Below are 12704 nucleotides of genomic sequence, written 5' to 3' on the forward strand. Positions count from 1 at the left end.
CCGGCACGGCCTGCGTCGACGGGACGGCCCGCGACCTCCGCACGAGGTCGCGGGCCGTCCTGCTGCGCGGTCCGACGTCCCGCCCGGGGCGCGACGCACGCCGAGGGGCGTGGCGCCGTCGGGCACGGGAAGCCGTCCCACGGTGCCGCCCGGACGCCCCAGGACGGGCACCGGACGGCGACCGTCAGACGACGGCGCCCGGCCCCGCGTGGTCGTCCTCGCGTCGGTGGGGCATGCGCCACACGAGCACCGCGAGCCCGACCAGGAACAGGCCGCCTGCGACCTGGGCCGCGATCGTCGGGAACGGCCGGAGCACGACCATCCCGACGAGCAGCAGGATCGGGATGCCCGCGACCAGGCCCCAGGCCATGGTCAGCAGCGGGTCCCGGCCCATGCCGATGTCCGGGTCCGGGGGAGTGAAGTGGCTCTCGGCCTCCTCGAGGTCCTCGACCTCGGGCGTGGTCGGCCAGTCCCGGGGGCCTGGCCCCTGCACCCAGGGCGCGACCGGGAAGGTCTCGTGCAGGTCGCGGGGCGCCGAGGGGCGGGCGTCGGGCGCGGACGGGCCGGGTCCCGCCTCCGCGACGGCCGACTCCGCAGCGGCCGAGACGTCCGAGAGGTCGGCCACGATGTCGGCCCAGCGGGCCTCGACGTCGGGGAGGTCGTCCTGCGGCGTGGTCGGCTGGTCGTCGGTCGGCTCGATCGCGTCGTCCTTCCCGTCGTTCTCGTCCTGCGGTCCTGCATTCGGTGCGGCCATGGGGTTCACTCTAGAGTCGGAACCGCAGCCCGTGTTCGCGGGGTGCTCCAAGGAGGAACGTTGTTCTACTGGTTCATGAAGCAGGTGTTGGTCGGCCCCCTGCTCCGGCTGCTGTACCGTCCGTGGACGCGCGGCGTCGACAACGTCCCCGACGAGGGCGGAGCGATCCTCGCGAGCAACCACCTCGCGGTCATCGACTCCTTCATCCTGCCCCTCGTGCTGAACCGCAAGGTCCAGTTCCTCGGCAAGTCCGACTACTTCACGGGCAAGGGAATCAAAGGGCGCCTGACGGCCGGGTTCATGCGCGGCGTGGGCACCATCCCCGTCGACCGTGCGGGCGGCAAGGCCAGCGAGGCCGCGCTCACCACGGGACTGCGGGTCCTGGGTGACGGCGAGCTGTTCGGCATCTACCCCGAGGGCACGCGCAGCCCCGACGGGCGCCTCTACCGCGGCAAGACCGGCGTGGCCCGCCTCGCTCTCGAGTCCGGTGCGCCCGTGGTCCCCGTCGCGATGATCGGCACCAACATCGCCCAGCCCATCGGCAAGGTCATCCCCAAGCCCATGCGGATCGGGATCGTGATCGGCGAGCCGCTCGACTTCAGCCGCTACAAGGGCATGGAGAACGACCGCTTCATCCTGCGCGCCGTCGCGGACGAGATCATGTACGCGATCATGAGCCTCTCGGGCCAGGAGTACGTGGACATCTACGCCGCGACGGCCAAGGCGCGCCTCGCGGCCGGACCCGCCGCTACCACACCTCCCGCCTCGCCCGTGGCCCCGGGCGGAAGGCCGGTCCCGGACGTCCAGGTTCCGGAACCGCCGCAGGAGGACCCCGCGCCGTCAGTAGACTGAGGGAGCAGGCCGTCCCGCTGCCCCGGGGGATCCCCGGCGTCGATCGACGCAGGCACGGCGGCATCCTTCAACGAGAGGCTCCTTTGCTATGTCTGATCGTCGGCAGGTTCGTCGCGTCGCTCTCCTGACGGCCGGTGGTTTCGCCCCGTGCCTGTCCTCCGCCGTGGGCGGTCTGATCGAGCGCTACACCGAGCTCGCCCCCGAGGTCGAGATCATCGCCTACCAGCACGGCTACCACGGCCTGCTGACCGGCAACAAGATCGTCGTCGACGAGGAGACCCGCAAGAACGCGGGCATCCTGCACCGCTTCGGCGGCTCGCCGATCGGCAACTCGCGCGTCAAGCTCACGAACGCGAAGGACTGCGTCAAGCGCGGTCTGGTCCAGGAGGGCCAGGACCCGCTGCAGGTCGCCGCGGAGCAGCTCAAGGCCGACGGCGTCGACGTCCTGCACACCATCGGTGGCGACGACACCAACACGACCGCGGCGGACCTCGCGGCCTACCTGCACGAGAACGACTACGAGCTGACGGTCGTGGGCCTGCCCAAGACGATCGACAACGACGTGATCCCGATCCGTCAGTCGCTCGGCGCATGGACCGCCGCCGAGGAGGCTGCGGGCTTCGCGCGCAACATCATCGGCGAGCACCGCTCGGGCCCGCGCATGCTGATCGTGCACGAGGTCATGGGGCGTCACTGCGGCTGGCTGACCGCCGCCTCGGCCGCCGAGTACCGCAAGTGGCTCGACACGCAGGAGTGGGTCCCGGGCATCGGCCTGACCAAGGAGCGGTGGGACATCCACGCGGTGTTCGTCCCCGAGCTCGCGCTCGACATCGAGGCCGAGGCAGCGCGCCTGCGCACCGTCATGGACGAGGTCGGCAACGTCAACATCTTCCTGTCCGAGGGCGCGGGCATGAACGAGATCGTCGCGCAGCTCGAGGCGTCGGGCGAGACGGTCGAGCGCGACCCCTTCGGCCACGTCAAGCTCGACACGATCAACCCGGGTGCCTGGTTCGCCAAGCAGTTCGCGGAGAAGCTCGGCGCCGAGAAGACCATGGTCCAGAAGTCGGGCTACTACTCGCGCGCCGCGGCCGCGAACGCCGAGGACCTGCGCCTCATCAAGTCCATGACGGACCTCGCCGTCGACTGCGCGTTCAAGGGCGAGTCGGGCGTGATCGGTCACGACGAGGAGAACGGCGACCGCCTGCGCGCGATCGAGTTCCCGCGCATCGCGGGCGGCAAGGCGTTCGACGTCTCGCAGCCGTGGTTCGGCGACCTGCTGGGCGAGATCGGCCAGCCGCTCGTCCCCGCCGCCCCGACGGCGCACTGATCCGCTGATGGCGACCACGACCGGCGCGGAGATCACCCAGGGGCTGGACGCGTTCCGTTCCCTCGTCGCGCAGCAGCAACCCACGTGGCCCGACGCCGCGGCCCTCGCGGACGTGTCCGCGCGGCTCGCGGCCTCCGCGCCGCTCGTGGTCCCCTCGGAAGCCGACACCCTGCGCTCGCGGCTCGCCGCCGCGGGCCGGGGCGAGGCCTTCCTCCTGCAGGGCGGTGACTGCGCCGAGACGTTCGCGGACGCGAACGCCCTGCGCATCCGCAACAAGGTCCGCACCATCCTGCAGATGGCCGTGATCCTGACGCACGGCGCGAGCATGCCCATCGTGAAGATGGGCCGGCTCGCGGGGCAGTACGCCAAGCCGCGCAGCTCGAACGACGAGACGCGCGAGGGCGTCACGCTGCCCGCGTACCGCGGCGACATGGTCAACGGGCACGCCTTCACGCCCGAGGACCGCGTCCCGGACCCCGAGCGGCTCATGCAGGCGTACCGGATCTCGTCGGCGACGCTCAACGTGGTCCGGGCCTTCACGGGCGGCGGGTTCGCGGACCTGCGCCAGGTGCACGAGTGGAACCGCGGTTTCATGCGCAACCCCGCGTACGCGCGCTACGAGAGCACGGCCGCGGAGATCGACCGCGCGATCCGTTTCATGAAGGCGTGCGGGGTCGACTTCGACGCGCTGCGCACCGTGGAGTTCTTCGTGAGCCACGAGGCGCTCATCCTCGACTACGAGCGGTCGCTCACGCGCATCGACTCGCGCTCGGGCAACGCCTACGACACCTCGGGGCACTTCCTGTGGATCGGTGAGCGCACGCGCCAGCTCGACGGCGCGCACGTCGACTTCCTGTCGCGCGTGGCGAACCCGATCGGCGTCAAGCTCGGCCCGACCACGGCCCCCGACGACGCGCTGCGCCTGATCGACAAGCTCAACCCGGACGCGATCCCGGGCCGCCTGACGTTCATCACGCGCATGGGAGCGGGACGGATCCGCGACGCGCTGCCAGCGCTCGTCGAGGCCGTGCGCGAGTCCGGCGCCCCCGTCACGTGGGTCACGGACCCCATGCACGGGAACACCATCACCTCGGACAGCGGGTACAAGACCCGTCGCCTCGAGGACGTCCTGGACGAGGTCCGTGGCTTCTTCGAGGTCCACCGCGCGCTCGGCACGGTGCCTGGTGGCCTGCACGTCGAGCTCACGGGCGACGACGTCACCGAGGTGCTGGGCGGCAGCGAGGAGATCGACGACGCAGGCCTGGCCCTGCGCTACGAGACGCTCGTGGACCCGCGCCTGAACCACCAGCAGTCGCTCGAGATGGCCTTCCAGGTCGCGGAGATGCTCCAGGCCCGCTGAGCCTGCGGCCACGGCCTCACGGCCGGGCCTGTGGCCCGGGAAGACCCCACGCAGCCCGACGGCGGCGCACCCGCGGGTGCGCCGCCGTCGGGCTGCGTCGTACTCAGGGGGAGAGCGGCGTGCGCGAGGTCGAGGGGCCCGATGCGACAGAGGTGACCGCGAGGTGGAGGAGGACCGTCGAGAGAGGGGCGTGCGGCCCTCTGTCTCGACGTGAGCCCCCTGTCTCGCGAACCGCCAGGTGGCCGATCAGGTCAGAAGACCGAGCGCGTCAGAAGACGTTGACGACGACCGTCGACCCCTTGGGCGCGGTCTTCCCGGCCCCGCCCTCGGGCGACTGGGCGTAGACGATGTTGAGCGGGCTGATGCCCTGCGGGTGGCGCACCTCGACCACGAACCCCGCGTCCTTGAGCATCTTCTCGGCCTCGGTGACGTTGCGCCCGTAGGTGCTGGGGATCTCGACGAGCGGCGGGCCGAGCGAGATCACGAGCGCGACCTTGTCGCCGCGGTGCCCCTCTTTGCCGCTCTCGGGCGTCTGGCTGATGACCAGACCTGCGGCGACCGTCTCGGAGTAGTCGTCGGTCGAGCTCGGGTCGAGGCCGAGGTCGGTGAGAGCCGTCAGGGCGGCGTCTTTCTCGAGCCCCACGACCTGCGGGATCGTGACCGGAGCCGGTCCCTGGGAGACGGTCAGCTGGACGACGGTGCTGTGGGGCTGCGAGCTGCCCTCGGGCACGGAGACGGCGAGCACGTCGCCCGCGGGCATGTTGTCGCTGTAGTCGCCGACGGGGTCGCCGACCTCGAAGCCCGCGTCCTCGAGCGCAGCGGTCGCGGCCTCGGCGCTGGTGCCGACGAGGCCCGTCGGGACGTCGAGCATCTTGACCCCGAGCGAGACCAGCAGGTTCACGGCACCGTCCTTGCGGACCTTGCCGCCCGCAGGAGGATCGGTCGAGATCACGGTGCCGGCCGGGAAGCTGTCGTCGTAGGCCTCCTTGACGGTGCTGCGCAGGTCGACGGCCCGGAGCGTCGTCTCGGCCTCGGCCTGCGTCGCGCCCACGAGGTTCCCGGGGACAGCCGTGTAGGCGCCCGGGCCGCTGAGGAACCACCACGAGGCGCCGACCGCGGCTCCGGCGAGGAGCAGGACGACCAGGAACCACCACCAGCCGGCGCGTCGCCGGCGGCGTCGGGGCGAGGGGACGCCGTCGTCGTGGCCGTCGGCCGCCAGGTCGCCGCGCGACATCGCGAGCGTGTGCTGCACGCCCTGACCCTGGGCCGAGGTCGTGACCAGGTGAGCGGTCGACGCGGGGCCGATGCCCGTGAGGACGGTCGTGGGGGTCGAGTCGGGCTGGGCGGCCGAGGGGGAGCCCGGGCGGCCGGTCTGCGGGTCCCCGGCGGTGCGGGAGGCGCCGGCCGTCGAGGCACCCGCCGCGGCGACCCCGGCGAGCACCGCGGTCGCTCCCGAGTCCGGTCCCTTGGCGTTCGAACTGGTCGGGCCGCTGCTCGCGGGGACCGACCGGCGTCCGAACACCGCAGGGTCGAGCGCGGCGCGGGTCTGGCGCACCAGGGTCAGCGCGGCCGCGGCGTCGACCGGGCGGTCGTCGGGGGTGCGAGCCGCGAGGGCGCACACGAGGACGTCGAGCTCGGCGGGGAGCCACGGTTCGACGTCGGAGGGCGCAGGCACGTCCGAGTTGACGTGCTGGAAGGCGACCTGCAGCGGGGTCTCGCCCGTGTAGGGGAGGCGGCCCGTGAGCATCTCGTACGCCATGACGCCGACGGCGTAGACGTCCGTCCGTGCGTCGCAGCGACCCGAGGTGATGAGCTCGGGGCCGAGGTAGGCGACCGTGCCGAGGATGGTGCTCGTCGCGGTCGAGGCGGCCTCGGTCACGGCACGCGCGAGGCCGAAGTCCGCGACCTTGACGTGGCCCGACGCGTCGATCAGGACGTTCTCCGGCTTGACGTCGCGGTGGACCAGGCCCTTGCGGTGGGCCGCGGCCAGGGCGTCCAGGATCTCCTCGAGCAGCTCGAGGGTGCGGCCCACGCTCAGCGCGTGCTCGTCCTGCAGGACGTGGCGGAGCGTCGTGCCCGGCACGTACTCCATGGTCAGGTAGCTGGTCTCGCCGTCGATCCCCTGGTCGTAGACGGCGACCACGCCCGCGTGGGTCAGCCCCGCCGCGGCCCGCGCCTCGCGCCGGAAGCGCGAGACGAACTCCGCACCGTCCGAGCCCTCGGCCAGGTGGGGGTGCATGACCTTGAGCGCGACCTCGCGGTCGAGTCGTCGGTCCAGCGCCAGGTACACCGTGGCCATGCCGCCACGGGCGATCTTGGACACGACCTCGTACCGCCCGTCGACCAGGCGGCCGACGAACGGATCAGTCGTCACAGTTGCCACGTCGGAAGTCTAGGCGTCCCGGGACGTGGAACCGGTGAGGCGCCGCATGGTGGTGGTGGGGGTCGTGAGGACGGATCGTGAGCGACGGGTGGGCGGGCGCCGGTCCCGGAGCCACGTACGCTGGTGCCGTGACTGATGTGACTGACCTCGAGCAGCTCGTTCCCGAGTGGCTGACCCTTCCCCAACTCGCCGAGGTGCTCGGCACGACCGTGACGCAGGCCCGCAGCATCGTCCAGGACCGTCGCGTCGTCGGCGTCAAGCGCGGTGAGCGCACCTCGTTCCAGATCCCCGCGGCCTTCGTGGTCCCGGCGCACCGTGCCAACCCGGCCAACGTCGCGCCGGCCCCGGAGAACCCCGAGGACGGGCGCCACGTGGTGCTCATGTCCGTGCAGGGCACGGTCGCGGTCCTCACCGACTTCGGCTTCACCGACGCCGAGATCATCGAGTGGCTCTTCAGCCCCGACGAGGCGCTGGGGACCACGCCCATGGAGGCGCTGCTCGCCGGCCGCAAGGCCGAGGTGCGACGGGTCGCCCAGGCGCTGCTCTGACGCACTGACCCCGGCGCCGGACGTCCTGCGTCCGGCGCCGGGGTGTCGAATCTCAGGCCGTGCGCTGCACCGCGGCGCGCGCGAGCTCGGCGACCACCTCTGCGCCCGGCGACGCGAGGTCGGCCGCGTCGAGCGCCGCGAAGGCCTGCTCGCTCAGCTCGTCGATGAGTCCCTCGACCGCGGCGACCGCTCCGGTCTCGACCAGCAGGCCTCGCAGCGTGTCGACCGTGGCCAGGTCCAGCCCGGGGTCGCCCAGGGCACCCAGCAGCAGGTCGCGCTGGGCGGGCGTCGCGGTCCGCAGCGCACGCGAGACCAGGACGGTCCGCTTGCCCTCGCGCAGGTCGTCCCCGGCGGGCTTGCCCGTCGTCGACGGGTCGCCGAACACCCCCAGCAGGTCGTCGCGGAGCTGGAACGCCTCGCCGATCGGCAGGCCGTAGGTGGGGACCGCCGCGAGGCGGTCGGGGGACGCGCCCGCGAGGGCGGCCCCCAGCGCGAGCGGGTGCTCGACCGAGTACCGGGCCGACTTCGAGCGGATCACCGCGCGTGCCCTGGCCTCGTCGGCGTCCAGGTCCTCGCCCCACGGCACGGCCTGTGCGAGCACGTCGAGGTACTGCCCGACCGTGACCTCGGTCTGCATGTCGTCGAACAGCGTCCGGGTCCGCAGCGCGACGTCCTCGGGGATCCCGACGAGAGCCCCACGGATCTCCGCCTGGCTCCCGATGAGGCACAGGTCGCCGAGCAGGATCGCTGCCGACGAGCCGTACTGGACGTCGCTGCCCGACCAGGCCGCGTCGCGGTGCCGCGCCGCGAACGCACGGTGCGCCGCGGGGCGGCCGCGCCGGGTGTCGGAGTTGTCCATGACGTCGTCGTGGAACAGGGCGGCCGCCTGGAAGAGCTCGAGCGCCGCGCCCGTCCGGACGGCCGCACGTCGGCGCCCGTCGTCGACCTGGCCACCGTGCGCGCGCCAGGACCAGTAGCAGAAGGCTGCCCGCAGGCGCTTGCCACCCGTGAGCAGGTCGGCGGTGGCCTGGGCGAGAGGTGCGGCGTCCTCGCCGATCGCGGCGAGCTGGGCCCGCTGGGAGTCGAGGAAGGCGCTGAGGGCCGCGTCGACGTCGGGGCGGAGGTTCTCGCGGTCGACGGGCAGGGAGGCGGGCGCAGGGGCGTCAGCAGGCATGACCGCAGCCTAGGTCACGCGGGAGCGACGACCTGCCCGCTGACCGTCACGAGGCGGGCGTCCTCGGTGTCCAGGACGCCCACGAACAGGGTCTCGGTCGTGCCTTCGGGCGTCGCCCGGTTGAACGCGGCCTGGCCGCTCAGCCCGCCCGTCGAGGAGCCCGCGACCGCTGTGAAGCCCGCCGCCACCATCGCCTGCGAGTAGAAGTCGAGGACCTCCTGGACCGAGGCGGGCGACGAGAGGTTGAGGGTCACCTGGCGCAGCGGCTGGCCCTCGACGTCGGCCGCCGAGCTCGCGAGGACCTGCGCCTCGGGCGGGACGGGAACCACGTCGACGGGGAAGCCCTCGACCAGGGCTCCCGCCACGGAGCTCTCGTCGAACGAGGGCATGTCGGCAGCGGGGGAGAGCCCCTCGGGGGCTGGGGACGAGGCATCGCCCGACGGCGCCTCTCCCGTCCCGCGGTCGGGTCCGGTCGGGGGGTCGGCGGGGGCCGAGCAGCCCGCGAGCAGGCCGAGCGCGAGGCAGGCCGCGACAGCGGTCGCCCGCGCGGTCCGGGGGCGATCGATCGAGTCAGATGGACGACGCACCCCCACACCGTAGTCATTGCGCGGCACGTGGCTCGACCACAGCCCCCGTGGGCACGGAACGCCGTCCACAGCTTCGCCAGGGATCGCCACGAGGCGCTGGTCGCGCGGTGGGATGAGCCGCATGACGACCACGATCCGGGCCCGCGGGCCCCGCGAGCTCCTCGCCTACGTCCCCTTCCGGCTCGGGTACCGCCCCGACGACAGCGCGGTCCTGATCAGCCTGCGCACCCCGCGCGGCCGGGTGGGGCTGGTCGCGCGCGTGGACCTGGGAGACCTCGCCGACCTCGAGCACGGCCCGCAGGTCGCCCGCACGCTCGTCTCGCACCTGTGCGCCGACGGCGCACGGCGCGCGGTGCTCGTCGTGTACACCGACGCGGACCTGCGGACGGGCGGCGCCTCGGCCGCTCGTGAGCGCGCCGCGGTCGAGCACTGCCGGGATGCTGCCGAGGACTTCCTGGGCGACCTGGAGGTGTGGGTCGTGGGCGCACAGGGCTACTCGTCGCTCGACTGCCTCGACGAGGCGTGCTGCCCCGCGGCGGGCAGGCCTCTCACCGATCTCGAGTCCACCCAGGTCGGCGCGCACATGGTCCTCGCGGGGGCCGCCGTCGCGCCCTCCCGGGCCGATTCCCTCGCGATCGCGGTGCTCGAGCCCGCGCTGCGCCGTCGGGCCGTCCGGGCCTCCGCGCGCTGGCGCGCCGAACGCGAGAAGGCGCTCGCGGTCGGCGGGGACGCCACGGCCCGCTGGCGGGCCGCGGGCCTCGACGCATGGCAGGCCGCCGTCGCGACCGTCGACCGACGCGAGCGTGGGGGCGAGGTAGCGCTGCCGCCCGCTCTCCTGGGACGCCTCGAGGCGGCGCTCGAGAGCATCCCGGTCAGGGACGCCGTCCTGCTCTCGTTCACCGCGGGCACGGAGGACGTCGCCCGCCTCACCGCGACCGCCGTCCCGGGACCGCGGGTCGAGGCGGGGACCGCCTCGGTCATCGCGGCGATGGTCGACCCCGCGGTCGGGCTGCCGCCCGACCCGGACCTCGTGCGGAGCGCGCGCACGGTCCTCGAAGAAGTCGTGGGCGCCGGCCGCCAGGGCAGGCAGGCGCCCGCCCTCACGCTCCTTGCGCTCCTGGCCTGGTGGGAGGGAGACGGCGGGCTGGCCGCGGACCGTCTCGAGAGGGCGCTCGGCGCAGACCCCGCGTACCGGCTCGCGCTGCTCGTCAGGAGCGCGCTCGAGGCGGGGCTCGCACCGGGCTGGGCCCGCGCCGAGGCGGACGTCGCGAGGTGAGGATCGGCGGGCGTTCCGGTACCGTCGCACCTGCCGGGGTGGTCCCGGTCCGCAGCCCGGGAAGCCCCGTCCTGCGCGCGCCAGCAGGCATGCCGGCAGGCATGACCATGACGGAGGATTCCCATGACGGTCGTCGTCGGCTACCTGTCCACCCCCGAGGGTCGCGAGGCTCTCGGCACCGCCGTCGACGAGGCGATCAGCCGTCGGAGCGAGCTCCTGGTCGTCGTGAGCGACAAGGACGGCCGCTCGCTCCCCGAGCAGGCCGACGAGCGGCTCGCGGACATCGCCCGGATCACGGCGCCCCTCGACGAGGCAGGGATCCCGCACCAGGTCGTGACCGGCACGGGCGAGGTCGCCGAGGACCTGGTGTCGACCGCGGAGACCCACGGTGCCGGCCTGATCGTGATCGGTCTGCGTCGACGGAGCCCGGTCGGCAAGCTCATCCTCGGGTCCAACGCCCAGCGCATCCTCCTGGACGCCCCGTGCCCGGTGCTCGCGGTCAAGCCGCACCGACCCTGACGAGGGCTCGCAGGGTCCGCGTCGTGTCGCCCGCGCGGCCGCTCGACGCGCGCGGGCCGGAGGGTGTGACCAGGACCATCGTCCGGGGGAATCTTCCGCGGTCCCGGCGCGTTGACCAGGGGACGACAGCAGCGGAGTGGACGTGTGCAGGCCTGTAGGCGGCAACTCACCCGCGTCGGAACACGCTTCACCGGCGCCCGACGACGGTTCGGCCGGTACAATATAGGTGTCCGCACATGATCCGAGAGTCCTCCGATCTCCCGGGCACGCCCCTCCAGTGATTGCCGAAAGGTCGGTTTGTGGCGCCCTCTTCCCAGAACCCCGCTCTCCCGCACGAGTTCGAACACCCCGCGTTGCAGGAACTGCTGCGCAAGGGCAGTGAGAACGGCCGGGTCGACGCCGAGAGCTTTCGCAACGCCTGCGAGAGCGCGACGATCGGCGACCCCAAGCGTCTGAAGGCCGTGCTGCGTGCACTGGCCGGTGCCGGTGTCGAGGTCGAGATCCCCGTCGCGACCAAGGTCGCCGCCGCCACCTCCTCGCGCTCCACCACCACGTCGCGGGCCGTCAAGCCCGCCACCAAGAAGGCCGCGACCCCGCGGGCAGGTGCCGTCACGACGACGCGCACCGCCGCAGCCACCGCCGCTGCCGAGGCCGGGTCCACGGACGCCGCGACCGACGAGGCCGCAGCGCCCGCCGCCAAGGCACCCGCGGCGCGCAAGCGTGCCACGACGGCCAAGACAGCTGCCCCCAAGGCAGCCGCCACCACGCGCCGCAAGCGCGGCGCCAAGGACGACGAGGACTCCGACGAGGTCGTGGTCGAGGACCTCGTCGAGACCGACGACGACGCGGAGACCCCCGCGACCGCCGCCAAGCCCGCCGAGGAGGCGGACGAGTCGCGAGGCTTCGTCTACTCCGACGCGGACGACGACGACGCACCGGCCCAGCAGGTCGTGACCGCGGGTGCCACGGCGGACCCGGTCAAGGACTACCTCAAGCAGATCGGCAAGGTCGCGCTGCTGAACGCCGAGCAGGAGGTCGAGCTCGCCAAGCGCATCGAGGCCGGCCTGTTCGCCGAGGAGCGCCTGAGCTCGGGCGACACGTTCGAGCCCAAGCTGCGCCGTGAGCTCGAGTGGATCTCGGGCGACGGTCGTCGCGCCAAGAACCACCTGCTCGAGGCCAACCTGCGTCTGGTCGTCTCGCTCGCCAAGCGCTACACGGGCCGCGGCATGCTGTTCCTGGACCTGATCCAGGAGGGCAACCTCGGTCTGATCCGTGCGGTCGAGAAGTTCGACTACACCAAGGGCTACAAGTTCTCGACCTACGCGACGTGGTGGATCCGTCAGGCCATCACGCGCGCCATGGCCGACCAGGCCCGCACCATCCGTATCCCGGTGCACATGGTCGAGGTCATCAACAAGCTGGCCCGCGTGCAGCGCCAGATGCTCCAGGACCTGGGCCGCGAGCCCACCCCGGAGGAGCTCGCCAAGGAGCTCGACATGACCCCCGAGAAGGTCGTCGAGGTCCAGAAGTACGGCCGCGAGCCCATCTCGCTGCACACGCCGCTCGGCGAGGACGGTGACAGCGAGTTCGGTGACCTCATCGAGGACTCGGAGGCCGTGGTCCCCGCGGACGCCGTGAGCTTCACGCTGCTCCAGGAGCAGCTCCACCAGGTTCTCGACACCCTCTCCGAGCGCGAGGCGGGCGTCGTCTCCATGCGCTTCGGCCTGAGCGACGGGCAGCCCAAGACGCTCGACGAGATCGGCAAGGTCTACGGCGTGACGCGTGAGCGCATCCGTCAGATCGAGTCCAAGACCATGTCGAAGCTGCGTCACCCGAGCCGCTCGCAGGTCTTGCGCGACTACCTGGACTGACCGGTCCGACCAGCAGCGCCGAGAGGCCCGCACCCCTTCGGGGGGTGCGGGCC

The 12704-nt window shown here is 72.7% G+C and carries 11 protein-coding genes; 7 read left to right on the forward strand and 4 right to left on the reverse strand.

Going from position 1 to position 12704, the window contains the following annotated elements; all coding sequences use genetic code 11:
* Positions 1-184 precede the first annotated feature (184 nt).
* Complete coding sequence (locus ACFWGN_RS07580; RefSeq protein WP_377616357.1) at positions 185-754, reverse strand: hypothetical protein; 570 nt, start codon at positions 752-754, stop codon at positions 185-187.
* Between the two features lie 75 nt (positions 755-829).
* Between ACFWGN_RS07580 and ACFWGN_RS07585 the strand changes: the two genes are divergently transcribed.
* The 3 genes from ACFWGN_RS07585 to ACFWGN_RS07595 all read left to right on the forward strand — a co-directional run bounded on the left by ACFWGN_RS07585 (position 830) and on the right by ACFWGN_RS07595 (position 4293).
* The gene (locus ACFWGN_RS07585; RefSeq protein ID WP_377616359.1) at positions 830-1606 is read left to right on the forward strand and encodes a lysophospholipid acyltransferase family protein; all 777 of its coding nucleotides are present in this window, start codon (positions 830-832) and stop codon (positions 1604-1606) included.
* 88 nt (positions 1607-1694) lie between these two features.
* Positions 1695-2933: a pyrophosphate--fructose-6-phosphate 1-phosphotransferase gene (locus ACFWGN_RS07590; RefSeq protein ID WP_056650236.1), complete on the forward strand. Its 1239-nt coding sequence runs from the start codon at positions 1695-1697 to the stop codon at positions 2931-2933.
* A 7-nt stretch (positions 2934-2940) separates the two neighbouring features.
* Positions 2941-4293 carry a class II 3-deoxy-7-phosphoheptulonate synthase gene (locus ACFWGN_RS07595; protein ID WP_191803296.1) on the forward strand — a complete coding sequence of 451 codons (1353 nt, stop codon included), beginning with the start codon at positions 2941-2943 and terminating at the stop codon, positions 4291-4293.
* Between the two features lie 268 nt (positions 4294-4561).
* On the opposite strand, the gene pknB is transcribed toward ACFWGN_RS07595, so the two are convergent.
* A complete protein-coding gene (gene pknB, locus ACFWGN_RS07600) occupies positions 4562-6676 on the reverse strand; it encodes a Stk1 family PASTA domain-containing Ser/Thr kinase (RefSeq protein WP_377616360.1) in 2115 nt (704 codons plus the stop codon).
* A gap of 128 nt (positions 6677-6804) precedes the next feature.
* Here pknB and ACFWGN_RS07605 point away from each other — a divergent pair, with 128 nt between their 5' ends.
* On the forward strand, positions 6805-7224 hold the full coding sequence (locus ACFWGN_RS07605) for an Rv2175c family DNA-binding protein (protein ID WP_191803300.1): 420 nt from the start codon (positions 6805-6807) through the stop codon (positions 7222-7224).
* A gap of 52 nt (positions 7225-7276) precedes the next feature.
* On the opposite strand, the gene ACFWGN_RS07610 is transcribed toward ACFWGN_RS07605, so the two are convergent.
* Together ACFWGN_RS07610 and ACFWGN_RS07615 are read right to left on the reverse strand one after the other, a co-directional pair.
* A complete protein-coding gene (locus ACFWGN_RS07610) occupies positions 7277-8398 on the reverse strand; it encodes a polyprenyl synthetase family protein (protein WP_377616361.1) in 1122 nt (373 codons plus the stop codon).
* Positions 8399-8412: 14 nt separating this feature from the next.
* Complete coding sequence (locus ACFWGN_RS07615; RefSeq protein WP_377616363.1) at positions 8413-8985, reverse strand: hypothetical protein; 573 nt, start codon at positions 8983-8985, stop codon at positions 8413-8415.
* Positions 8986-9106: 121 nt separating this feature from the next.
* Between ACFWGN_RS07615 and ACFWGN_RS07620 the strand changes: the two genes are divergently transcribed.
* From ACFWGN_RS07620 to ACFWGN_RS07630, 3 genes are all read left to right on the forward strand, one after another.
* A complete protein-coding gene (locus ACFWGN_RS07620; protein ID WP_377616364.1) occupies positions 9107-10261 on the forward strand; it encodes a DUF4192 domain-containing protein in 1155 nt (384 codons plus the stop codon).
* 123 nt (positions 10262-10384) lie between these two features.
* The gene (locus ACFWGN_RS07625; protein ID WP_377616365.1) at positions 10385-10780 is read left to right on the forward strand and encodes a universal stress protein; all 396 of its coding nucleotides are present in this window, start codon (positions 10385-10387) and stop codon (positions 10778-10780) included.
* 299 nt (positions 10781-11079) lie between these two features.
* On the forward strand, positions 11080-12651 hold the full coding sequence (locus tag ACFWGN_RS07630) for an RNA polymerase sigma factor (RefSeq protein ID WP_377616366.1): 1572 nt from the start codon (positions 11080-11082) through the stop codon (positions 12649-12651).
* Positions 12652-12704 lie beyond the last annotated feature (53 nt).

The organism is Oerskovia sp. NPDC060338, from assembly GCF_042726295.1.
GTDB classification, from domain to species: domain Bacteria; phylum Actinomycetota; class Actinomycetes; order Actinomycetales; family Cellulomonadaceae; genus Oerskovia; species Oerskovia merdavium.

Coding starts and splice junctions, on each gene's coding strand:
- ACFWGN_RS07580 (WP_377616357.1), bottom strand. CDS start 754: ATGGCCGCACCGAATGCAGGACCGCAGGACGAGAACGACGGGAAGGAC.
- ACFWGN_RS07585 (WP_377616359.1), top strand. CDS start 830: ATGAAGCAGGTGTTGGTCGGCCCCCTGCTCCGGCTGCTGTACCGTCCG.
- ACFWGN_RS07590 (WP_056650236.1), top strand. CDS start 1,695: ATGTCTGATCGTCGGCAGGTTCGTCGCGTCGCTCTCCTGACGGCCGGT.
- ACFWGN_RS07595 (WP_191803296.1), top strand. CDS start 2,941: ATGGCGACCACGACCGGCGCGGAGATCACCCAGGGGCTGGACGCGTTC.
- ACFWGN_RS07610 (WP_377616361.1), bottom strand. CDS start 8,398: ATGCCTGCTGACGCCCCTGCGCCCGCCTCCCTGCCCGTCGACCGCGAG.
- ACFWGN_RS07620 (WP_377616364.1), top strand. CDS start 9,107: ATGACGACCACGATCCGGGCCCGCGGGCCCCGCGAGCTCCTCGCCTAC.
- ACFWGN_RS07625 (WP_377616365.1), top strand. CDS start 10,385: ATGACGGTCGTCGTCGGCTACCTGTCCACCCCCGAGGGTCGCGAGGCT.